We start from the raw sequence: 22608 nt of genomic DNA, 5'->3' as shown, positions 1-22608 counted from the left end.
AAATAGTTACACCGTCACCTCTTCCGCCTACTGTATAAAAACCCTATACTGTATGAATTGACAGTTTCGTGGGTTTTATCATGACGGCGGAAGGCCACCTCCTTTTTTCCATAGCGTGCGCAGTATTTGCCAAAAACGCTGAACTCACTCCCGTGCTCGCACAGGGGGACTGGTGGCATATTGTCCCTTCCGCCGTATTGACCTGTCTGCTGCCCGATATTGATCATCCCAAATCATTTCTTGGGCAACGCCTGAAGTGGGTCTCGAAACCCATCGCCCGCGCGTTCGGCCACCGGGGGTTTACGCACAGCCTGCTGGCCGTTTTTGGGCTGCTTACCCTTTTTTATTTAAAAGTGCCCGAAAGCTGGATCGTCCCTGCTGATGCCATTCAGGGGATGGTGCTCGGCTACTTAAGCCATATTCTTGCCGATATGCTGACGCCCGCTGGCGTTCCACTTCTCTGGCCGTGTCGCTGGCGCTTTCGTTTTCCCATCCTTGCGCCACAGAAAGGGAACCAGCTTGAGCGCGTATTGTGCATGGCGCTCTTCGCTTACGCCGTCTGGATGCCACAGACATTGCCCGAAAACAGTGCAGTGCGCTGGTCTTCGCAGATGATCAATTCGCTGCAATTTCAGTTCAATCGCTTTATTCATCACCAGATTGAACAGTAAACCAACAAAATCATTCCGTTTGTCATAAACCATTCCATTTGGATATAAGCGCGACATCACACTTCTGCTAACCTTCCGCCAACAGGATCGGGAAAAACCGATCCCATAATAAATCAGGAGAACGGGGATGAATTTTCCACTCATCGCGAACGTTGTTGTGTTCGTTGTATTGCTATTGCTTCTCGCGCAGACGCGCCACAAACAGTGGAGCCTGGCGAAAAAAGTGCTGGTTGGTCTGGCCATGGGTGTCGTATTTGGTCTGGCGTTGCAGGCGATTTATGGCTCCGATAATCCAGTTCTGAAAGACTCTATTCAGTGGTTCAACATTGTCGGCAACGGCTATGTCCAGCTGCTGCAGATGATCGTGATGCCGCTGGTGTTCGCCTCTATTCTGAGTGCCGTTGCCCGCCTGCATAACGCCACTCAACTGGGTAAAATCAGTTTTCTGACCATTGGTACCCTGCTGTTTACCACGCTGATCGCCGCGCTGGTGGGTGTGCTGGTAACCAACCTGTTTGGCCTGACGGCCGAAGGTCTGGTGCAGGGCACGGCTGAAACGGCACGCCTGACCGCGATTCAAACCAACTACGTGGGTAAAGTGGCCGATCTGACGGTTCCGCAGATGGTGCTCTCCTTCATTCCGAAGAACCCGTTTGCTGACCTGACCGGCGCCAGCCCAACGTCCATCATCAGCGTGGTGATCTTCGCGGCATTCCTCGGTGTGGCCGCACTGAAACTGCTGAAAGACGATGCGCCGAAAGGCGAGCGTGTGCTGACGGCGATTGATACCCTGCAAAGCTGGGTGATGAAGCTGGTGCGTCTGGTCATGCAGCTGACGCCATACGGCGTGCTGGCGCTGATGACCAAAGTGGTTGCGGGTTCTAACCTGCAGGACATCATTAAGCTGGGCAGTTTTGTCGTCGCCTCTTATCTGGGCCTGGGCATCATGTTCGTCGTACACGGTATCCTGCTGGGCGTGAACGGCGTCAGCCCGCTGAAATATTTCCGCAAAGTCTGGCCGGTACTGACCTTTGCCTTCACCAGCCGCTCCAGCGCCGCGTCTATTCCACTGAACGTTGAAGCGCAGACCCGTCGCCTGGGCGTGCCAGAATCTATCGCCAGCTTCTCTGCGTCCTTTGGTGCCACCATCGGCCAGAACGGCTGTGCGGGTCTCTACCCGGCGATGCTGGCGGTGATGGTTGCCCCGACCGTGGGTATCAACCCGCTGGATCCGGTCTGGATCGCCACGCTGGTCGGCATTGTGACCATCAGTTCCGCCGGTGTTGCCGGTGTTGGTGGCGGCGCGACCTTCGCTGCGCTGATTGTGCTGCCTGCACTGGGTCTGCCAGTAACGCTGGTCGCGCTGCTGATCTCCGTTGAACCGCTGATCGACATGGGTCGTACCGCGCTGAACGTGAGCGGCTCCATGACCGCCGGTACGCTGACCAGCCAGTGGCTGAAGCAGACCGACAAAGCCATTCTGGAAAGTGAAGACGACGCCGAACTGGCGCACCGGTAATTGCCGGGAAATAAAAAAACCGCCTGATGGCGGTTTTTTTATGGCTGTTATTCTTCAACCTCTTCATCCTGGCGGATTTGCACCGCCCATCGCTGGGCAGACTCCGGCACGGAAAACGTCGGCGAACGACGGAAATGCTCCCCCATCAGGACAAACGCCACATATTTACCACGAAGCTGCCAGACATCACGAAAACCCTCCACTTTCAGGGCATGGTCAGGCGGCGCGGGTTCCACGCGGGGCACATAGCTAATAACCTGGCGGTTTTGTTGACGAAGAGGTTTCATAAGCGACGGGTTCACTAAAGCAAATTCTTGAAGCAGGAAAATTCTATGATAGCCGATTCTGCTCCCTTCCGTCGCGCTCCGAATGGCTGAGAGGGCTCCTTTCGTTAATGGCGGCATGTGAAAACTCTTAGTTCGCGAGCTATCTCACGACATTGTTCTATCCTTAATAGGGTTTTTAGCAATGGATAAAGGAGAAGCGTGCAATGTCGAACAAAGATAATACACATCAATCACCGATTCATGGCACTGAAGAATCTCAACCGGGTATGGACTCTCTCGCCCCTGCTGACGGCTCTCACCGCCCCTCGCCAGGCCCTTCCGCCCCCGGCGAACAGCCTACCGCACCGGGAAGCATGAAATCGCCGGACACCGGGAACGAGAAGCTGAAATCGCTTGAGCCACACCGTAAAGGTGGTGAAGGTTTTGCACTCACGACCAATCAGGGCGTGCGCATTGCTGACGATCAAAACTCTCTTCGCGCCGGCTCGCGCGGCCCCACTCTGCTGGAAGACTTTATCCTGCGGGAAAAAATTACCCATTTCGACCACGAGCGAATTCCGGAACGTATCGTTCACGCGCGCGGCTCGGCTGCGCATGGCTACTTCCAGCCGTACAAGAGCCTGAAAGCGATCACCAAAGCAGATTTCCTCTCCGACCCGGATAAAATTACCCCGGTGTTTGTCCGATTCTCCACCGTACAGGGGGGCGCGGGTTCGGCAGACACGGTGCGTGATATTCGCGGTTTCGCCACCAAGTTTTATACCGAAGAGGGTATTTTTGATCTGGTGGGCAATAACACCCCGGTGTTTTTCATTCAGGATGCGCATAAATTTCCTGACTTTGTCCATGCGGTAAAACCGGAGCCCCACTGGGCCATACCGCAGGGACAAAGTGCGCACGACACCTTCTGGGACTATATCTCTCTGCAACCTGAAACGTTACACAACGTGATGTGGGCGATGTCTGACCGGGGTATTCCGCGCAGCTATCGCACGATGGAGGGGTTTGGTATTCACACCTTCCGTATGATTAACGCGGAAGGAAAAGCCACGTTCGTCCGGTTCCACTGGAAGCCGGTGGCGGGCAAAGCCTCGCTGGTGTGGGATGAGGCGCAGAAGCTGACCGGGCGCGATCCAGACTTCCATCGTCGTGAGCTGTGGGAGTCCATTGAAGCCGGCGATTTCCCTGAATATGAACTGGGCCTGCAGCTCATTCCGGAAGAGGACGAATTTAAGTTTGATTTCGACCTTCTTGACCCGACCAAACTGATCCCCGAGGAGCTGGTGCCGGTTCAACTGGTGGGGAAAATGGTGCTCAACCGCAACCCGGATAATTTCTTTGCCGAGAACGAGCAGGCCGCGTTCCACCCGGGGCATATCGTGCCGGGACTGGATTTCACCAACGATCCGCTCTTACAGGGACGTTTGTTCTCGTACACCGATACGCAGATCAGCCGCCTTGGCGGGCCGAACTTCCACGAAATTCCAATTAACCGTCCGACCTGCCCGTACCACAATTTCCAGCGCGACGGGATGCATCGTCAGGATATTGATACCAATCCGGCTAACTACGAGCCTAACTCGATCAACGATAACTGGCCGCGCGAAACACCGCCAGGCCCGAAACGCGGAGGTTTTGAGTCGTACCAGGAGCGTATCGATGGCAACAAAATTCGCGAGCGCAGCCCTTCCTTCGGCGAGTATTACGCCCATCCTCGCCTGTTCTGGAACAGCCAGACGCCGATTGAGCAGCAGCACATCATCGGCGGCTTTAGCTTCGAGTTAAGTAAGGTGGTGCGCACCTACATCCGCGAGCGCGTGGTCGATCAGCTTGCGCACATTGATATTCAGCTCGCCCAGAGCGTGGCGGATAACCTGGGTATTACCCTCACCGACGAGCAGCGCAACCTTGCTCCGCCAAAAGAGGTCAACGGCGTGAAGAAAGATCCGTCGCTGAGTCTGTATGCGGTGCCAGGTGGCTCAATTAAAGGCCGCGTGGTCGCCATCCTGCTGAACGATAAAACCCGGGCCAGTGACGTACTGGGCATTATGCAGGCGCTGAAAACCCAGGGCGTACACGCCAAACTGCTTTATTCCCGAATGGGTGAAGTGACAGCTGATGACGGTTCCGTGCTGCCGGTGGCTGCGACCTTTGCCGGGGCACCCTCGCTGACCGTCGATGCGGTGATTGTGCCGTGCGGGGATATTGCCAGCCTGTTGACCAACGGTGACGCCGTCTATTACCTGCTGGAAGCTTATAAGCACCTGAAACCGATCGCGTTGTCCGGCGATGCGCGTCAGTTTAAATCCCAGCTGAAGGTTGCCGAGCAAGGTGAGGACGGCATTGTCGAGGGCGATAACGTGGACGACGCCTTTATGACGAAGCTGTTTGACCTGCTCGCCGCGCACCGCGTCTGGTCACGCAGCAGCAAGATTGACCAGATCCCGGCGTAAAAAAAGCCGGGTGGCGCTTGCGCTTACCCGGCCTACAACAGTTTGCAGGTCGTTCGTAGGCCGGGTAAGGCGAAGCCGCCCCCCGGCACTTCTCACAGATCCCGGAAGGTCCCCAACCGATACCCACGTTCGGCAATCGCGTATTTCAGCGACGACGATGTCAGCACATCCAACTCCGCCAGGCGCGGCCAGCAGTACGCGCTCTTGCGCACGATATTATCGACAAATGCGGGGTGCGCCATGACCTCCAGTGACTTTTCTCCCCGGGCTGCAGAATCATCCAGCACCTTCAGGAACAGCGCTTCGTCGATCGCCTCGCCGTAAAACGCGCTGCTGAACCCTGCGGTGGTTGTCACTGCACTGTCCGGCAACCCTTGCACCTCACGATCCACGCGCATCGCTACGCCTTTGCGTTGAGCAAACGCCGCAACGATCGGGAAAATTGCCGGGATCATATGCACGTGGTGATGGCTGTCGATGTGTGTTGGCAGATCACCAAACAGATCAGCAAAGCGGTTGAACTGACAGTCCAGCTCGCGGGCAATCTCTTCCAGCGGCAGAGCGACCTGCTCCGCCTGTTCCCAAATCCATTTACCTAACTGTCCGTCACGGGTCAGGCCCGGCATTGGCGTAAGCGGCATACCGAGCGTCAGCACAAAATGCATCCCGACGCCCAGCTCAGGCACGTCGCGGCTTAGCTGCGCCGCATGTTCAACCGCTTCACCATTAACCAGTGCCGTAGTGGATGTCACAACCCCCCGGCGACAGGCTTCAATAATGCCGTAGTTCTGACCTTTCGAGAGGCCAAAGTCATCAGCATTAACGATCAGCAGGTTTTCCATTGTGCGTCCTCTCAGTGGTGTTTGAACTTCAGCTTCTCGATCGTGGTGGCAAAGTTCGGCAACCATTTTTCATGCGCCAGGATCATCTCTGCTGCAAGCTGCTCCGCATCGCGGTCGGAATGCACCAGCGGGCTGAGGTTCAGTGCCAGAAGCACGTCATTCAGCTCGCCGCTCAGCGCCGCCTGACTTGCCGCCACTTCAAAGCCTTTAATGGTGTGGATCAGACCCATAACTTTGTCATCAAAATGAGTAATGCGCGGATGCGGTTTAGCGCCATCGCGTCCCAGAATGCAGGTCATCTCAACGGCCCAGTCAGCCGGGATATTGTCGATGTGGCCGTGGTGCGGCACGTTAACGTAGTGCTCCGCCTGCTTGTCGTTGTAGATGGCGTTGATCACTTCACACGCCGCATCGGAATAATAGGCCCCGCCGCGCTGCTCAAGCTCTTTCGGCTTGACGTTCAGGTTCGGATCTTTATACAAGTCGAACAGCTGCTTCTCAACTTTCTGAACGATTTGCGCCCGCGCGCCCCCCTTGTAATACTCGCCCATTTCGATGGCCAGCATCTCTTTCTGCTTGAAGTAATAAAGCAGGTAGGAGCACGGCAGCAGATTCAACGAGCGGATCAGCCCTTCGCTGAACGGCAGGTCAAAGATGTTTTTCACAGACGCAGCGGTCAGACGACCCGAGGCGACCCCGTCCAGCAGTTCAGCAAAACGCGATGTTCCGTTCACGATGACATCTTTAATGAACACCATATGGTTCAAACCGAACAGATCGATAGAGAGATCGTCATTATCAGTCAGTTCCAGCACGTCACGGATAAACATTTTCATGCCGACTGGAATATTACAGACGCCAATAAAGCGCCTGAAACCGGTATGACGATAAACCGCTTCGGTCACCATCCCTGCCGGGTTAGTGAAGTTAATCACCCACGCGTCTGGACAGATTTCCTCCACGTCTTTAACGATGTCGAAAATAACCGGAATGGTACGCAGGCCTTTGAACAGGCCACCGGCACCGTTAGTTTCCTGACCGAGATAACCGTGGCTCAACGGAATACGCTCGTCCAGTTCACGCGCTTTCAACTGGCCAACGCGCAGCTGGGTGGTTACGAAATCTGCATCTTTCAGCGCCAGTCGACGATCCAGCGTTTTATGCACGGTCAGAGGTACGCCCGCTTTCTCAACCATGCGTTGGCACAGGTCGAAAATAATATTCAGCTTCTCCTGACCTTCCTCCACGTCCACCAGCCATAATTCGCTGACCGGTAATTCATGATAACGTTTCAGAAAACCTTCAAGTAATTCCGGGGTATAGCTGCTGCCGCCACCAATGGTTACGACTTTTAATTTCTTTTGCATAATATCTCCCTTTGCGTATCAGGTTAATCGCCTGCAAGGTATAGCGTACTCTTCCCGCTATTTGGGCAAGCCATTAAAGCAATATTCGTGGCGGATAAAACCGCCGAAAGTTAATTCATTACCGTCAAACTTTTGCGGTAACTGTTCGGGGTGAATGACGTTAATTTCTTAAACGTTTTAATAAACAGGCTGGGGCTACTGTATCCCGATTCGTAAGCAATATCGGTGACCGAGTAGTTAGTAATTTCCAGCTGTTTTTTGGCAAAGTTAATGCGAATGTCATTAATAATTTGCACGGGTGTTTTACGATAATACCGCTGCGTCGCGCGGGTCAGATATTCCTGGGATTTCCCCGACAGGGAAACCATATTCTCCAGCGCATTGTCACTGAACTGGGCTTTATCGTGCATCAGTTCAACAGTGCTGCGCAGCCACTGTGGAATATCATCCGTCACCTGCTGCTCTTCACGATGATGACGCAGCCGGTTCATCACATAGAAAGTCACCGTTTCAATAAACTCGTCAAATTCATTTTCACGGAAGTTAAGCGAGGCAATAACCGTTTCAATCCAGGTCATGAACTCGTTTTTCACGCGATAAACCTGAGACGCCACAAAGCAGAACGGTACCAGCGGCAGATAGTGCTTTTCAAAGAAGCGCCTGCTGACGCCGACATTCAGAATGCGGGTTGCACCGAATTCGTAAAAGCTCTGGTGATAGGACCCCATCGGCAGGAAGACAAAATCCCCTCGCTCAAGCAGGACGCGCTTACCGTTGATCTCCTGGTAGTAGCGGCCGGTCAGAACAATCGTGAACTCGTAGTAGTCATGCTGGTGCAGACCACTGGCGCTCTCCGTCTTGTTGTAGATAACCACGTGAAAATTTTTGCCATTAAACAGCTGCTGTTCAAGTGCGGTTTTAATTTCCATCGTGCTGACCTCCTGCTGCAACATCCGACTTAGTGCATTTTCTCGTGAAGCTCAATCAACTCCGCCACCAGCTCGCGCGCCAGCATGGAGGTCATCAGGTGATCCTGCGCGTGTACCAGCACCAGGCTGACCTTCATCTTCCCTTCACCCTGATCGCTTTCAATAAGCTTTGTCTGCACCAGGTGCGCTTCGTTCAGCGCGGTACGGGACTGTTCCATCATGGTTTTCGCGGCGGCAAAATCACCCTGCTTGGCCTGCTTCAGTGCGGCATACGCCAGGCTGCGGGCCTGCCCGGAGTTGATGATAAGCCCCATAACCACTTCTTCAAGATCGTTCTCTGCGGCGTCGTCTGCGACGATACTATCCAAATCTAACATGTTTAAGCTCCTTGTGGCTGACGCGGGTTTCCCCGCGTCGGTCAATCTTAGAATTTCAGTGAGAGGGCAATGTCCTCTTCGCTCTCTTCTTCATCAATGATGGTGGCAGCTTTGTTCGCAATCGCCACGAATGGCATGTAGAGCAGGGTCGCAATCCCGAGGTTGAATATCGCCAGCAGGAAGGCCGCGACGCTACCGTTGGTATTGAAGAACGCGCCCAGCCCCGCTGGCATGGTCCACGGTGCAATGTTGGTCACCGGCGGAATAATGCCCATGTAGTAAGCCGTCAGGGTGATGGCTGCCAGCAGTGGTTGAACCAGGATGAACGGAATGAACATGACCGGGTTCATGATGATTGGCAGGCCAAACAGAATCGGTTCGTTAATCTGGAAGATACCTGATGGCAGCGCCAGTTTAGCTACCTGACGATAGTCAGCACGACGAGAGACAATAAAGACCGCGATGATCAGACCCAAGGTCGCCCCGGTACCACCCAGGAAGATATAGGAGTCAAGCATCGGCTTCGCCCACACATGGAAGGTTTTACCTGCTGCCAGCGCCGCGTCAACGGAGCCGTACTGCTGGTAAAGTGCCACGTTTTCCAGTGCCCACGGGGTCATAATTCCGCTATCCAGCGCAGCCAGTGCCAGTGAACCATGTACGCCGAAGAACCACAGCAGAGAGGTGAAAATCACATACGCCCAACCGACCACACCACCCATCGACGCCAGCGGCGTGGAGATAGAATCCATGATGATCTGGTGGAAGTTCGTGCCCCAGTGAGAGAGCGCCCAGGCAATAATCCCCATAATGGAGAGAATAATAAAGCCCGGAATCAACGCGGAAAATGAACGAGAAACGGACGTCGGTACGCTATCCGGCAAGCGGATAACCCAGTTGCGACGAATAATAAAGGTGAACATTTCCGCCACCACCAGACCGATAACAATACCGGAGATGATGTTCGCCCCACCCAACCAGTTGGCGCCGACGGCATACGCCTCCCCTACGCTGTAAGGCGTGACGGTCATAAATGCAGCAACGGATAATAACCCGGCAGCCAGCGGATCCACTTTTCGCTCTTCTGCCAGTGCCATGCCAATAAAGAAAGGCGCCATCAGCGACATAATACCTAACGTACCGTTATATACGTTGCCGCCGATGGCTTTAAAACCATTAAGGGTTTCAATTGTGGAAGCGTCTAACCGAATGCCTAATGAATAAAAGAAGGAACCTTCACCAAAGCTCAGAAAAACGTTGTTAATTAAAACGAACATGGCCCCGGCCAGCGTTAACGGCATTAATTTAATAAAGCCGTTTTTAATGGCATTAACGTGAGGCTGCTTTCCTATTTTAACAGCAAAAGGAAGGAGTACCTTTTCAAGTGAAGCGATGACTTTACTCATAGGTAAATACCCTTAAATGCCGTAACTCGTGTTACGGCGTATTGTGTGTGAAATAACTCTTTGACGGGAAAAATAAAAATTAATTAGCAGCTTTTTTAATGGCTGCCACAGCAGCTTTCAGAACACCTAAACCATCAATCTTGCCATACAGCCCCGAGTCGATCACTTCGACCGGTTTGTTGGGTAGCAGTCGTTGTATTTCGGGCAACATATAGGCGATTTGCGGCCCCAGTAAAACAACATCGGCTTTCTGGCCTTTCTCGCCCGCCAGCGTTTCTGGAAACGCTTCAATCACCACAGGGACTTCATACTTTTCAGCCTGCGCACGCATCTTTGACACCAGCAGTGAGGTTGACATGCCCGCTGAGCAGAACAGGTAGATATGTTTCTTTTCCATCGTAATTTCCCTCTTGTAGGTCTACCTGCCATCGCGCTATCACTCGACTTGCTGTCCCGGCAGACAGGTAGTTTGCATACTGTTGTTTGTCGTTGGAGTGAGTATACGCAATGGTACAGACAGGGGATAATTCTGAACAGGTTAAAATTGTCTCTCATTGACCTGGCTTGTTGACTACCTTCACATTTCGGGCAAATAATTCGCGCAAAGAAATAAGATTTACGTATACACAAAAAAACCGGCCCATGGGCCGGTTCGTTAACATCTTCAGACAAGCTGGGTTACTGAGCCTTTGGAGCCTGGGGATCGGTGTCGTATTCAGCACAGGTCTGATAACCGGAGTTAATAACATGACCGGTGTCATCCAGGGCGACAAAGTAGGTCTCTGCCTTACCATCACGTTGACCCAGGATATAGGTCTGGCAGGTCCCTTTCGCATGAATCATTGTCACTTCAGAAGAAGGTTTACCGGCGATCGCAGCGACCTGCGAACGGGTCATCCCTTTTTTAACGTCTTTAACCACGGGCTGTGTAAACTGATCCTTGGTGCGATCGTAAGCCGTACACCCTGCCAGCATCGTCAGTACTGCCGCTGCGCTAAGAATTCCTGCTACGTTCTTGTTCATATTCCGTCCTCTTGTTTATCAGCGTGTTATCTAAGCATGGAATAAAAAGTACTATTGTTCAACTTTGTGAATTACGCCAGACGAATTTCGGAAAATTCTAATAAAACAACGATAACCTGCTAAATCGGCGCAAATTAGCGCACTCGAAACTGCGATCCTTGTCGTTTCTCGTCCAAAGGGTTAGTTTTAACAGTTAACACATTCTGTTTATGTTCTGCATATGGAGGGCGTGATGGCTCTGCAACACGAGATTATTCAGGCACTGGGCGCGAAGCCCGCGGTAGATGCACATGAAGAGATCCGCCGTAGCGTGGATTTTTTAAAATCGTACTTAAGAAAGAACGCTTTCCTGAAATCCCTGGTGCTGGGCATCAGCGGCGGGCAGGACTCCACCCTGACCGGTAAACTCTGTCAGATGGCGATTTCAGAGCTTCGCGAAGAAACGGGCGATGAGAAATTGCAGTTTATCGCCGTGCGTCTTCCCTATGGCGTGCAGGCCGATGAACAGGATTGCCAGGATGCCATCGCGTTCATTCAGCCCGATCGCGTACTCACCGTCAATATTAAAGGGGCGGTGCTGGCAAGCGAGCAGGCACTGCGCGAAGCGGGCATTGAGCTGAGCGATTTTGTTCGCGGCAACGAGAAAGCTCGCGAGCGTATGAAAGCCCAGTACAGCATCGCCGGAATGACCAAAGGCGTGGTTGTCGGCACCGACCATGCGGCAGAAGCCATCACCGGTTTCTTCACCAAATATGGCGATGGCGGCACCGACATTAACCCGATTTTCCGTCTGAACAAGCGTCAGGGTAAACAGCTGCTTGCCGCGCTGGGCTGTCCTGAGCACTTGTATAAAAAGGCACCGACGGCGGATCTGGAAGACGATCGCCCTTCCCTGCCGGATGAAGCGGCCCTTGGCGTCACCTATGACAATATTGATGATTATCTGGAAGGCAAACAGCTGGATGAAGGTACCGCGAAGATCATTGAAAGCTGGTATCTGAAAACCGAACACAAGCGCCACACGCCGATTACGGTGTTTGACGACTTCTGGAAATAAACGCAAAACGGCAACCCCGTTGCCGTTTTTAGTGTTTGCCCCCTCTCCCGTGGGAGAGGGTTGGGGTGAGGGCAACAGACCGCACGATGTGGCCGGGTAAGGCGTAGCCGCCACCCGGCTCTTTTTTAACCACAGCGCACCTGCTACACTGTATACCTGAACAGTATACGGAGTAATATGTGAGCAGGCGTCAATCCGCCCCGCGTCTTGAGTTTGAAGCGGCGGCTATCTACGAATATCCCGAGCACCTTCGCCCCTGGCTTGAGGCGCTGCCAAAACAGCCTGGCGTGTACATTTTTCACGGTGAAAGCGACACCTTGCCGCTTTATATCGGCAAAAGCGTTAATATTCGCAGCCGGGTGTTATCCCACCTGCGTACCCCGGATGAGGCCGCCATGCTGCGCCAGTCGCGGCGCATCACCTGGTTTCAGACAGCGGGAGAAATGGGTGCGCTGCTGCTGGAGGCCCGGCTGATAAAAGAGCAACAACCGCTCTTTAATAAGCGCCTGCGCCGCAACCGTCAGCTTTGTTCCCTGCAGATCAGCGACGGTAAGCCGCAGGTGGTTTACGCCCGCGACGTCGATTTTTCTCATGCGCCAAACCTTTTTGGATTATTTGCCAACAAACGCGCGGCCCTTCAGGCTCTGCAAACACTGGCCGACGAGCTACAGCTTTGCTACAGCCTTTTAGGTTTAGAAGGCACCACGCGTGGCCGCGCCTGTTTTCGCTCCGCGCTGAAGCGCTGCGCAGGCGCCTGCTGCGGCAAAGAGAGCGTTGAGGCGCATCACGCCCGCCTCCTGAGCGGTCTTGCGGCCATCAGCATCAACTGCTGGCCGTGGGAGGGCGCCGTGGCGCTAAAAGAAGTGGGTGAAACGATGACGCAGTATCACATCGTCAATAACTGGCTCTGGCTGGGGGCTGTCGATGATTTAAGCGACGCGGCAACCCTGTTACGCACCCCCGCCGGGTTCGATCAGGATGGCTATAAAATCCTCTGCAAGCCCGTCTTAACCGGCAAATTTGAGGTCATTATGCTCAGTGACCCGGCAGCCAGTTAATTTCACTGAACAGCAGGGTACCCTGAGACTCCAGCAAACGCAGAGTATGGGTCCCCTCCTCCCAGCTGGCGCCCTGATCGGCCGTCAGCAGTTTATCACCCAGCTGCCACGCCCCGCTTAGCACAAACACCACGCCGCCACGCGAGCCAAACGTAGTAAAGGTACGGTCGGCAACGCGCACTTTCGCCTTGCAGCAGTCACGCCGGGTCATGATGTTGAAGTCCATCGCCATCCTGCCATCGGAAAGCAATGCCTTTACCGGCAAATCGCCGGCAAAATGGTAAGGTTGATGCGGTTTAAGAGTATGGCGGAACGCCTGTCCGGCATCCAGCGTCACCTCCCCGCCCTCCAGCAAGGTAATGACCCGGTCAACTCCGGGAAAAGCGGAGAATTCGCCGTTGCTGGCGATCGTCGCAATACTGGCTCGCCAGCAAAAATCGCGCGTTGCGGGAGGGATACAACAAATTTCTCGCGTTTCGCCAGCACCATTACGCCAGAGGCTGACCGGCATTTTACGGATATCAAAGAACTCCATCACCACTCCTGAATGGCACAACCCGTGCCAGGGCAAGGATATCGCTACCCTTGCAGTCTTGTTTGTTATCGTTAGGTATTCACAGACACAGTATCGGCAGCAAAGCGGGCAGGCCTTAGCGGAACGTCAATAAAATTGCTAACGCCATGACTCTACAAACATTCTCTGAAGCGACTACAGGAGAATACCGCGCTGGCAGCGGCAGACAAGAGGGCAGGAAAGAAAAACCGCCGGTCCTGTCCACAGCGGTTGCGCTTTTGTGGACAGGATCCCGGCGGTCTTAAGATGTTGAACCGATTATTCGGTCGGTGCTGGCATTTTACCTTCCATCGCCGGACGTTCTGTCAGACGCTTCTCAAAATTGGCATTAAACTGTTTTTTCTGTTCCGGGGTCAGAATGTTGTAGATCTTGTTCTGGGTTTCCATGTGGGCCAGCATGCGGGCTTTATGCTGCTCGGCCATTTTGTCGATCTGCGCTTCGGCTTTCGCCTTATCGAACGTGTCACTGGCAATGATGTCATGCATTGCGCGGCGCTCTTCCAGCGGAGGACGCTTCATCTGGTCGCGCTGGCTTTTCATGATGTCGCGGATCTGCTGCTTCTGCGCATCCGTCAGGTTGAGCCCCTTAAACATCATCATCTCGTTGTGCATACCCGGGCCTTTATGATGCATCATCATTTTGCCTTCGGCCGGTGCGGCAGTCGTGGTTGCGGTATCTGCGGCGAACGCCATGCTGGTAGCGCCCAGAGCCAGGGTAGAAGCAACAAACAGTGCAGTAAACTTACGCATAATTTATTTCCTTTCTTTCAGTTATTCTTCGGCGCTATGCCGTGTTGACGAGATTAACTTTACGGGGTTTATCGTCAATTAGTCAGAGCAACAGTAAAACAATGAAAGTGTAAAAAACAATTTTTCGCCAAATGTGGAGGAAATAAGGATAAAGCGTGGAGAGTTGCAACAAAAAATATTCAAAACGATGAATTTAAAGCAATTTCTAAAAAGTATAGCGAAGTGAAGATGAATAATAAAGCAATTCACCAGGAATATTCCGCAAAACAAGGACCAGCGCTTTAAACGTTAAGAAACGTTTTTACTTTCCCCTCCCGGATGTTGAGAGGGGAATGGTTCAGGATATTTTTTCCAGCATCAGACCAGCTCGCAGGCCAAACGCGACGGTAGGGTTAGGGAACAACACATATTCCGTTGTTTTCTGCACTTCGTAACGTTCTTCCCCATCTTCCGCCAGCAGCGCTCCTTTGCGAAACGGCGTGAAGTTCAGGGTGTGCGCGGCCATATGAAGCTGGAAAGCATCGCTGCGGCGGGTGATCTGCTGTACGACGCGATACCGCTCAACGGGCTGATGCTCATGGTCGGGAGCCTCTCCCCCGAGCAGAGCCCGCAGCGCGAGATGCGTGGGAGCAAAACGCGTCAGATCGTTCTCACCGAAAGGAAGCGCTTTTCCCAGTTCCAGCGTACAGGCCAGGGCAGCAAAATGTTCGCAGGTAAAATGGGTAAACGTTCCGCCCGGCGACTGATGAAAGACCAGCGCCTCCAGCCCGGCGTCCCCCAGCCAGCGCAGAAAAGCTTCATCCCAGGGCTGATTCCGCTGCGGTAACACGCCAAAGCGCACATGGTAAGACGCGCGGATCGCGGTATGGAGATCAAGATGCCAGCGCACTGGCCCCGCCGTGGAGAAAAACGCGGTCACGACATTCTCAAGCCACGCGGCCCTTGCCGTTTCTTCACTTTGCGGAAACTGCGACCAGCGACCGCCAAACATGCGGTTAATGTCACTCACCAGGTAACGTTTGTTTTGCGCCAGCGCAGGCGGATTGCCCAGCACCACCAGTACGCGACACGTAAGGGTGATATCTCCGCGATATAACGCACGCAGTAGCAAATCGACAATCTCAACGGGCGCCGTTTCATTGCCGTGAATGCCCGTTGAGAGCAGCAGCGACAGCTCGCTGTCGGTAGTCGGCGTCAGCTCAAGCACCCCGCGCCCCAGCCACCGCCAGCGGAATGAGGGGCCGTCCCCCTCTTTCTGTTCCGGCGTTTCATCGGCCAGGGTCAGCGCCAGTAAATTTTCCATACCCACTCCTTTAGCGCTGGAACGGATAAACCGATCCCAGTTGCAGGATTGATGTCAACGCGTCCAGCGCCTCGCGCCCTTCACGCAGAAGCTGCGGGTCAATCAGATCCGCCTGCGTTAACCGGTCGCGATAGTAGCGATCCACCCAGTCATTAAGGGTGGTAAACAGCGCTTCGTTCATCATGACTGCCGGGTTAACGGCCTGCATTTCATTCGGCGTTAATACCACGCGCAGACGCAGGCAGGCAGGACCGCCGCCGTTAGCCATGCTTTCACGCAGATCAAACACGCGCAGTTCGTCAATGGGGTTATCGGCCTTAATCAGTTGCGTCAGGTATTGCCAGACGCCTTTATGATCCTGTGACTCCTGTGGTAGCACCAGCATCATGCTGCCGTCATCGCGGCTCAGCAGCTGGCTGTTGAACAGATACGTTTCAACCGCGTCCTGCACGCTGACGGCCTGCGTGGGCACCTGAATGGGCATAAAGCCGGGTACGCGTTCGCGCAGTGTCGCGAGCAGCTTCTCCTGATGCGCAAACGCCTGCTCATGGCAGAACAGCACCTGACGGTTGGAAACGGCAATCACGTCGTTATGGAACACGCCCTGGTCAATCACCTGCGGGTTCTGCTGGGCAAAAATCACCTGTGAAGGATTGACCTGGTTCAGGCGAGCGACCGCCTGGCTGGCGGCCAGCGTCTGGCGGGCAGGATAGCGAACGGGGGCAGAATGACCGCCCTCCTCGCGCCCGTAGATAAACACCTGTACGCCAGGCTCGCCATAGTCGCCTCCGAGACGGTTATGGTTGGCCGCGCCTTCGTCGCCGAACATCGCCACCTGCGGCAGAGCCTGATGCACCTCAAAATGGGCGTCATGGTTGAAAATAGCGCGCAGCACGCGCTCGGTGGTTTCCGCTTCGGTGGCGCGGTGGAATTTGTTGTTCAGGTTAGCCACCGTCAGATGGACTTTGCCATCCAGCGTATCGGCTGACGGTGCGACGGTCGCCGCGTTCGCCACCCACATAGAGGAGGCGGAGCTCGCCGCCGAGAGCAGATGCGGCGTTTGCGTGCCCGCTTTTTCGACCACCTGCTCATCACTCCCGGTAAAGCCGAGCTGGCGCAGCACCGCCACGTTCGGCCGTTCCTGCGGCGGGATCACCGCCTGCGGAAACCCGGCATCTGCCAGCGCTTTCATTTTCTGCAGGCCCTGCTTCGCCGCCAGTTTCGGGTTGGAGACCTGAAACTGATGCTTCGTCGAGGCTTCATTACCAAAGGAGAGACCGGCATAGTGGTGGGTCAGCCCCACCAGCCCGTCAAAGTTGACTTCACGCGCTTTCATGACGATCCCCTTCGCTAAAATCCAGCCCCGGACTGAGCGTCTCCGGCAGCGTCAGCGCCGGGGTTTCCAGGCTCGCCATCGGCCATGCACAGTAATCCGCGGCATACCACGCGCTGGCGCGATGGTTACCCGACGCACCCACGCCGCCGAATGGCGCGGTGCTCGCCGCACCGGTCAGCGGTTTATTCCAGTTCACAATCCCGGCGCGCGCTTCCAGCAGCAGTTGATCAAACTTCTCGCGATGCGGCGAAATGAGTCCGCTCGACAGGCCATAGCGGGTGTTGTTTGCCATCGCAATCGCCGCATCAAAATCGTCGTAACGCCAGACGCACAGCAGCGGGCCAAAGACCTCTTCATCCGGCACGTTGCTCGCGCCGCTCATCTCAACAATACCCGGCATCAGCAGCGAGGTTCCCGGCTGTACCTGCCTGGGTTCCAGCAGGGTTTTCGCGCCGCGCGCAACGTGGTTTTGCCAGGCGTTAAGCACATTCAGCGCGGCCTGTTCGGAAATCAGTCCCCCCATAAACGGCTGCGGATCGGCATCCCACGCGGCGGGGACCAGACGTGCGCTCACGTCGACCAGGCGTTTCAGGAAGGCATCCCCTTGTGCGCCTCGTTTCACCAGCAGGCGGCGGGCACAGGTGCAACGCTGTCCGGCGGTGATAAAGGCGGACTGGATCGTCAGGTGCACCGCGGCGTCAATATCATCGGGGTCTTCAACAATCAGCGGGTTGTTGCCCCCCATCTCCAGCGCCAGAATTTTTTCCGGCTGTCCCGCCAGCTGGCGATGCAGCTGATAGCCCGTTCCGGCGCTGCCGGTGAACAGCAGGCCGTCAATATCGCTCAGCGCACTGAGCGCCTGACCGGTTTCGCGACCGCCCTGCACCAGGTTCAGCACGCCCGGCGGCAACCCGGCCTGTTCCCACAGCTTCACCACCGCCTCGCCGGTTAAGGGGGTTAACTCGCTCGGCTTGAAAATAACGGTATTGCCCGCCAGTAGTGCGGGAACAATGTGGCCGTTCGGCAGATGTCCCGGGAAGTTGTACGGACCAAATACCGCCAGCACGCCGTGCGGACGATGGCGCAGCGTCGCCGCGCCGTCCGGCATCTCGGTGTGTTGCTCGCCGGTGCGGGTATGGTATGCCTTCACCGAAATGGCGATTTTGTTGATCATCGCCGTCACTTCCGTTGCTGCTTCCCAGCGTGGCTTACTGGTTTCGGAAGCAATAATGCGCGTGAGCTCAGCTTTATTCGCCTCCAGCAGCCCGGCAAACGTTTCAACAATGGTCTGGCGCGTGGCGAAAGGCTGTTTGGCCCACGCCGGAAACGCACGACGCGCGGCATGACAGGCTTGTTCCACCTGGCTGGGGCTGGCGTCATTTCCCTTCCAGAGCACCTCATTACCTACCGGATTGGTCTTTACGCGCAGCTCGCCTTCGCCCGTTACCCAGTCACCGTTAATCCATAATGTCATGCTGTTTTCTCCTCAGGGCAGAGACGCACCAGACGAACCGTATCGCCGGCGTTACATTTCAGGGCATCCAGTTCTGCAGCCGTCAGCACCAGACGTTCACATTTCGGGTTAGTCCGCACCAGCATGGCGCGGAAGTGGGTGTAATTTTCGTTCGCCACCAGACATGCCGGCCAGTCGCCTGGCGCGGGCTGACCTTCAGAGACCTCTACCAGGCGGCTTTTACGGATCGCGCGAACGCGGTCGATATCGCACTCAAGCGTCGGTCCGCCGTCAAAGATGTCGACATAGTTACGGTAGCGGAAGCCCTCTTTCTCCAGCACTGCGCGAGCTGGCGCGGTTTGCGGATGCACTTCGCCGATCACCGCCTGCGCTTCCGGGCTAAGGAAATGGGTATAGATAGGATGCTTCGGCATCAGCTCGGCAATAAAGGCTTTCTGGCCTGTGCCGCAGAGATAGTCTGCACGGCTGAACTCCATAGAGAAGAAGCGCTCGCCCAGGCTCTCCCAGAACGGCGAGTAGCCGGTGTCATCGATCACGCCGCGCATCTCGGCGACCACCTTTTCGTTAAAGCGATCGCGGAAGGCAGCCATAAACATAAAGCGCGATTTGGAGAGCAGATAACCGTTGCCCTCTTTGCGCCACGCCGGGTCGAGGAACAGCGTGCAGAGTTCGCTGGCACCCGTGTGGTCATTACAGAGAAACAGCGTCGGCAGCGCGTTATAGACGTTCAGCTCTTTCGACGCGTGAACCATGGTGCCGACGCGGTAGTTATACCACGGGTCGTTAAGACCGACGGCCACTTCAATGGCGCAGATCCCGGCCACCGTCCCCGTCTCGGTATCTTCCAGCACGAACACATAGCCCTGTTCGCTTTTTGGCAACGTCCCCTGCCAGGTTTGCAGGGCGCGCTCAATGCGCGCCGACAGCGTTTTTTCATCGGCAGGAAGCGAGGTCAGCCCGCCTCCCGTCTTACCGGCAAGCTGCATGAGCCCGGCGATATCGCCGCGCTCAACGGGACGGATGACCATCATGATGACACCCCGGACTTCACTTTTTCACACGCCAGTGCAAATCGATCCAGACCGGTTTGCACCTCTTCCTCGCTGACAATCAGCGCGGGAGCAAAACGCACCACGTTGGCACCGGCAATCAGCACCATCACGCCCATTTTTGCCGCTTCCTGTGAAATAAGTTTAGCTTTTCCGGCAAACTCTGGGGTGAGCTCGCAGCCAATTAACAGCCCCAGGCCGCGAATTTCCTTGAACAGTCCGGTCTTGCCATTGATGGCGTTCAGGCGTTCAACAAACCAGTCGTGACGCTGCTTAACGCCCTTCAGCACCTCAGGGGTGTTAATGATGTCGAGAACCTGTCCGGCCACAGCGGTCGCCAGCGGGTTGCCGCCGTAGGTGGTGCCATGGGTGCCCACGGTCATCACGCTGGCGAATTTATCGGTCGTCAACGTGGCCCCAATCGGGAAGCCGCCGCCCAGCGCTTTGGCGGTTGAGAGAATATCCGGCGTCACGCCGTAGTGCATATACGCATACAGCTCGCCGGTGCGGCCGACGCCGGTCTGTACTTCGTCGAAAATCAGCAGCGCATTATGGCGATCGCACAATTCGCGCAGCCCCTGAAGGAATGCTTTTTGCGCCGGAAGCACGCCGCCCTCGCCCTGCATCGGTTCGACGATCACCGCGCAGGTGGTGTCGTTAATCAGCTCGCTGGCAGACTGCAGATCGTTATAGATGCCGTGGCGAATATCCGGCGGCAGCGGTGCGAAATCCTGCGAATAAGAGGGCTGACCGCCCGCGCTCACGGTAAACAGCGTGCGTCCGTGGAAGGCATTTTTAAATGCCACAATCCCGCTCTTGTGGGTACCGAACTTGTCGTGGGCATATTTACGTGCCAGCTTCAGCGCCGCTTCGTTGGCTTCCGCCCCGGAGTTACAGAAAAAGACTTTTTCGGCAAACGTCGCGTCAATGAGCTTTTTCGCCAGACGAAGCGCAGGCTCGTTGGTAAAACCGTTACCGGTATGCCAGAACTTCGCGGCCTGATCGTTCAGCGCCTGACGCAGCGCCGGATGCGCATGACCCAGCGCATTCACCGCAATCCCCCCGGCAAAGTCGATGTACTCTTTCCCCTGCTGATCCCACAGGCGTGAGCCTTCCCCGCGAACCGGAATAAACGCCGCCGGCGCGTATACCGGCATCATCCATTCATCGAAATTTTCACGCGTAATTGACAGAGACATAGCGACCTCATCCGGTAAATAAAAGGTTATTTGAATGTTAAATAATTGAGTGTTTGCACTGTGAATGTAGATTGCAGCCTTCGTGCCAGCCAGCGATAAAAATGCATAAACGGGTTGAGGTAACAGAATATCAATGAGTTATGATATGGAGTTATTCACTGTTACTGCATAAAAAGTGAATATTTTTACGATAAGCGGCGCTTTGCCGCATGAAAATAAGAAAGAGTATGCAAAGGCCAAATATAATTCTGGAATTGTGATCGCTCGCGAAATTTCCCGGCCATTTACGCCCTGTCCGGGGGCAAAACGCGTCAGGATGGTGCAAATATTGCACCACCGGCATTATCTGTCGCAGTTATTGGTCGAACCCGGTAACAGTTGATGCAAATTCTGCTACCATCCATGCACTATTCACCTTGCACTGGCAGCGACTATGAAATTTGTCTCTTTTAATATCAACGGCCTGCGCGCCCGTCCTCATCAACTGGAAGCCATTGTTGAGCAACATCAGCCCGATGTTATCGGCCTGCAGGAGACCAAGGTTCACGACGACATGTTCCCCCTCGAAGAAGTCGCGAAACTGGGTTACAACGTCTTCTACCACGGTCAGAAAGGTCACTATGGCGTCGCGCTGCTCACCAAAGAAACCCCGGTTTCCGTGCGTCGCGGCTTCCCCGGGGACAATGAAGAAGCGCAGCGCCGTATCATCATGGCGGAAGTGCCCTCTGCACTTGGCAATATCACGGTCATTAACGGCTATTTCCCACAGGGTGAGAGCCGTGACCACGAGACAAAATTCCCCGCCAAAGCGAAGTTTTATCAGGATCTGCAGAACTACCTGACAACCGAACTGAAAAAAGAGAATCCGGTGCTGATCATGGGCGACATGAATATCAGCCCGACGGATCGGGATATCGGCATAGGCGAAGAGAACCGCAAGCGCTGGCTACGTACCGGCAAATGTTCCTTCCTGCCGGAAGAGCGCGAGTGGATGGAACGCCTGCTGGGCTGGGGCCTGGTGGATACCTTCCGCCATGCGAACCCTGAAACCCAGGATCGCTTCTCGTGGTTTGACTACCGCTCAAAAGGCTTTGACGACAACCGTGGCCTGCGTATCGACCTGCTGCTGGCCAGCTCGCCGCTGGCTGAGCGCTGCATCGAAACCGGGATCGACTACGATATCCGCAGCATGGAAAAGCCATCGGACCATGCGCCGGTGTGGGCTAAATTCAAGCTCTGATCGCGCGTGAACAGTCGAAAACTACTCTTCCTGTGCGCCCTTCTGGGCGCATTTATTCTGACGTTTGTCATGTTGCCACCGGGCACGCTCTCTCTGGAAGGGATTAAAACTCACCAGCAGACGTTACTTTCCCATGTCGACCGCGCGCCGCTGCAGAGCGCTATGATCTTTTTTGCACTCTACGTAGCGGTCTCCGCCCTGTCGCTTCCCGGCGCGGCGATCCTGACCCTGCTGGGCGGGGCACTGTTTTCGCTGTGGGAAGGCACCGTGCTGGTCTCGTTTGCCTCTACGCTCGGGGCTACGCTGGCCATGCTTGCCAGCCGTTATCTCCTTCGCGACTGGGTTCAGCAGCGCTTTGCCCGACAGATGAATAAGGTGAATACCGGTATGGCACGCGAGGGTACGGCCTATCTTTTTGCCCTGCGCCTGATGCCGCTGTTCCCGTTTTTTGTGGTGAATTTGCTGATGGGGGTGACCCGCATCACGGTGAGGCGATACTGGTGGGTTAGCCAGGTCGCCATGCTGCCCGCCACGGTTGTCTTCCTCAACGCCGGGCGCGAGCTGGGAAAAGTGACATCGCTGCACGATATTGTATCGCCGGGTATGGTCTTCGCCTTTACACTATTGGGGTTATTGCCGCTGGCTACCCGCTGGCTGTATTCCCGTTACACCTCTTCGTTCAAAAAGTGAGGCA

General features: G+C 55.1%; 22 protein-coding genes. 7 read left to right on the top strand and 15 right to left on the bottom strand.

The window, feature by feature from the left end; all coding sequences use genetic code 11:
* Positions 1-80 precede the first annotated feature (80 nt).
* Together AAER43_RS09420 and tcyP are read left to right on the top strand one after the other, a co-directional pair.
* Entirely contained in the window at positions 81-671 is a 591-nt protein-coding gene (locus AAER43_RS09420) for a metal-dependent hydrolase (RefSeq protein WP_014883483.1), read from the top strand.
* A 127-nt stretch (positions 672-798) separates the two neighbouring features.
* A complete protein-coding gene (gene tcyP, locus AAER43_RS09415) occupies positions 799-2190 on the top strand; it encodes a cystine/sulfocysteine:cation symporter (protein ID WP_014883482.1) in 1392 nt (463 codons plus the stop codon).
* Positions 2191-2237: 47 nt separating this feature from the next.
* Here the strand turns inward: tcyP and cedA are convergent, their stop codons facing one another.
* Positions 2238-2477, bottom strand: coding sequence for a cell division activator CedA (cedA, locus tag AAER43_RS09410; protein WP_014883481.1), 240 nt, complete (start codon positions 2475-2477; stop codon positions 2238-2240).
* 203 nt (positions 2478-2680) lie between these two features.
* Between cedA and katE the strand changes: the two genes are divergently transcribed.
* On the top strand, positions 2681-4930 hold the full coding sequence (gene katE, locus AAER43_RS09405; protein ID WP_023332767.1) for a catalase HPII: 2250 nt from the start codon (positions 2681-2683) through the stop codon (positions 4928-4930).
* Positions 4931-5022: 92 nt separating this feature from the next.
* On the opposite strand, the gene chbG is transcribed toward katE, so the two are convergent.
* From chbG to osmE, 7 genes are all read right to left on the bottom strand, one after another.
* Positions 5023-5772, bottom strand: coding sequence for a chitin disaccharide deacetylase (chbG, locus tag AAER43_RS09400; protein ID WP_050863154.1), 750 nt, complete (start codon positions 5770-5772; stop codon positions 5023-5025).
* Positions 5773-5783: 11 nt separating this feature from the next.
* The gene (locus AAER43_RS09395) at positions 5784-7139 is read right to left on the bottom strand and encodes a 6-phospho-beta-glucosidase (RefSeq protein ID WP_050863153.1); all 1356 of its coding nucleotides are present in this window, start codon (positions 7137-7139) and stop codon (positions 5784-5786) included.
* A gap of 110 nt (positions 7140-7249) precedes the next feature.
* Positions 7250-8092 carry a transcriptional regulator ChbR gene (gene chbR / locus AAER43_RS09390; protein WP_071819744.1) on the bottom strand — a complete coding sequence of 281 codons (843 nt, stop codon included), beginning with the start codon at positions 8090-8092 and terminating at the stop codon, positions 7250-7252.
* Positions 8093-8097: 5 nt separating this feature from the next.
* Positions 8098-8445: a PTS N,N'-diacetylchitobiose transporter subunit IIA gene (gene chbA / locus AAER43_RS09385; RefSeq protein WP_014883476.1), complete on the bottom strand. Its 348-nt coding sequence runs from the start codon at positions 8443-8445 to the stop codon at positions 8098-8100.
* Positions 8446-8492: 47 nt separating this feature from the next.
* Entirely contained in the window at positions 8493-9851 is a 1359-nt protein-coding gene (chbC, locus tag AAER43_RS09380) for a PTS N,N'-diacetylchitobiose transporter subunit IIC (RefSeq protein WP_014883475.1), read from the bottom strand.
* 79 nt (positions 9852-9930) lie between these two features.
* On the bottom strand, positions 9931-10248 hold the full coding sequence (gene chbB, locus AAER43_RS09375; RefSeq protein WP_014883474.1) for a PTS N,N'-diacetylchitobiose transporter subunit IIB: 318 nt from the start codon (positions 10246-10248) through the stop codon (positions 9931-9933).
* 281 nt (positions 10249-10529) lie between these two features.
* Positions 10530-10874 (bottom strand): osmotically-inducible lipoprotein OsmE, encoded by a 345-nt coding sequence (gene osmE, locus AAER43_RS09370; protein ID WP_010430142.1) that lies wholly within the window; start codon positions 10872-10874, stop codon positions 10530-10532.
* A gap of 232 nt (positions 10875-11106) precedes the next feature.
* Between osmE and nadE the strand changes: the two genes are divergently transcribed.
* Positions 11107-11931 carry an ammonia-dependent NAD(+) synthetase gene (nadE, locus tag AAER43_RS09365; protein WP_023332763.1) on the top strand — a complete coding sequence of 275 codons (825 nt, stop codon included), beginning with the start codon at positions 11107-11109 and terminating at the stop codon, positions 11929-11931.
* Between the two features lie 179 nt (positions 11932-12110).
* The gene (gene cho, locus AAER43_RS09360) at positions 12111-12989 is read left to right on the top strand and encodes an excinuclease Cho (protein WP_014883472.1); all 879 of its coding nucleotides are present in this window, start codon (positions 12111-12113) and stop codon (positions 12987-12989) included.
* Here the strand turns inward: cho and ves are convergent.
* The 7 genes from ves to AAER43_RS09325 form a co-directional block, all read right to left on the bottom strand.
* Positions 12967-13524 (bottom strand): environmental stress-induced protein Ves, encoded by a 558-nt coding sequence (gene ves / locus AAER43_RS09355; RefSeq protein WP_014883471.1) that lies wholly within the window; start codon positions 13522-13524, stop codon positions 12967-12969. The genes cho and ves overlap by 23 nt on opposite strands.
* A 297-nt stretch (positions 13525-13821) precedes the next feature.
* On the bottom strand, positions 13822-14313 hold the full coding sequence (spy, locus tag AAER43_RS09350) for an ATP-independent periplasmic protein-refolding chaperone Spy (RefSeq protein WP_014883470.1): 492 nt from the start codon (positions 14311-14313) through the stop codon (positions 13822-13824).
* Between the two features lie 337 nt (positions 14314-14650).
* Positions 14651-15616 carry a succinylglutamate desuccinylase gene (gene astE / locus AAER43_RS09345; RefSeq protein ID WP_032636902.1) on the bottom strand — a complete coding sequence of 322 codons (966 nt, stop codon included), beginning with the start codon at positions 15614-15616 and terminating at the stop codon, positions 14651-14653.
* A gap of 10 nt (positions 15617-15626) precedes the next feature.
* A complete protein-coding gene (gene astB, locus AAER43_RS09340) occupies positions 15627-16952 on the bottom strand; it encodes an N-succinylarginine dihydrolase (RefSeq protein ID WP_050862218.1) in 1326 nt (441 codons plus the stop codon).
* On the bottom strand, positions 16939-18426 hold the full coding sequence (astD, locus tag AAER43_RS09335) for a succinylglutamate-semialdehyde dehydrogenase (protein ID WP_050862219.1): 1488 nt from the start codon (positions 18424-18426) through the stop codon (positions 16939-16941). The genes astB and astD overlap by 14 nt, the downstream gene beginning before the upstream one ends.
* Complete coding sequence (gene astA, locus AAER43_RS09330; RefSeq protein WP_023332758.1) at positions 18423-19457, bottom strand: arginine N-succinyltransferase; 1035 nt, start codon at positions 19455-19457, stop codon at positions 18423-18425. Before astA ends, astD begins: the two co-directional genes overlap by 4 nt.
* Positions 19454-20674: an aspartate aminotransferase family protein gene (locus tag AAER43_RS09325; RefSeq protein ID WP_023332757.1), complete on the bottom strand. Its 1221-nt coding sequence runs from the start codon at positions 20672-20674 to the stop codon at positions 19454-19456. The genes astA and AAER43_RS09325 overlap by 4 nt, the downstream gene beginning before the upstream one ends.
* Positions 20675-21107: 433 nt before the next feature.
* On the opposite strand from AAER43_RS09325, the gene xthA reads away from it, so the two are divergent.
* Positions 21108-21914 (top strand): exodeoxyribonuclease III, encoded by an 807-nt coding sequence (gene xthA / locus AAER43_RS09320; protein WP_014883464.1) that lies wholly within the window; start codon positions 21108-21110, stop codon positions 21912-21914.
* 6 nt (positions 21915-21920) lie between these two features.
* Positions 21921-22604: a TVP38/TMEM64 family protein gene (locus tag AAER43_RS09315; protein ID WP_050862220.1), complete on the top strand. Its 684-nt coding sequence runs from the start codon at positions 21921-21923 to the stop codon at positions 22602-22604.
* Positions 22605-22608: the final 4 nt, after the last annotated feature.

Source organism: Enterobacter sp. FUJ80071, from assembly GCF_038739915.1.
GTDB lineage: Bacteria > Pseudomonadota > Gammaproteobacteria > Enterobacterales > Enterobacteriaceae > Enterobacter > Enterobacter kobei.
This window is presented reverse-complemented; position numbering and strand designations above follow the sequence as displayed.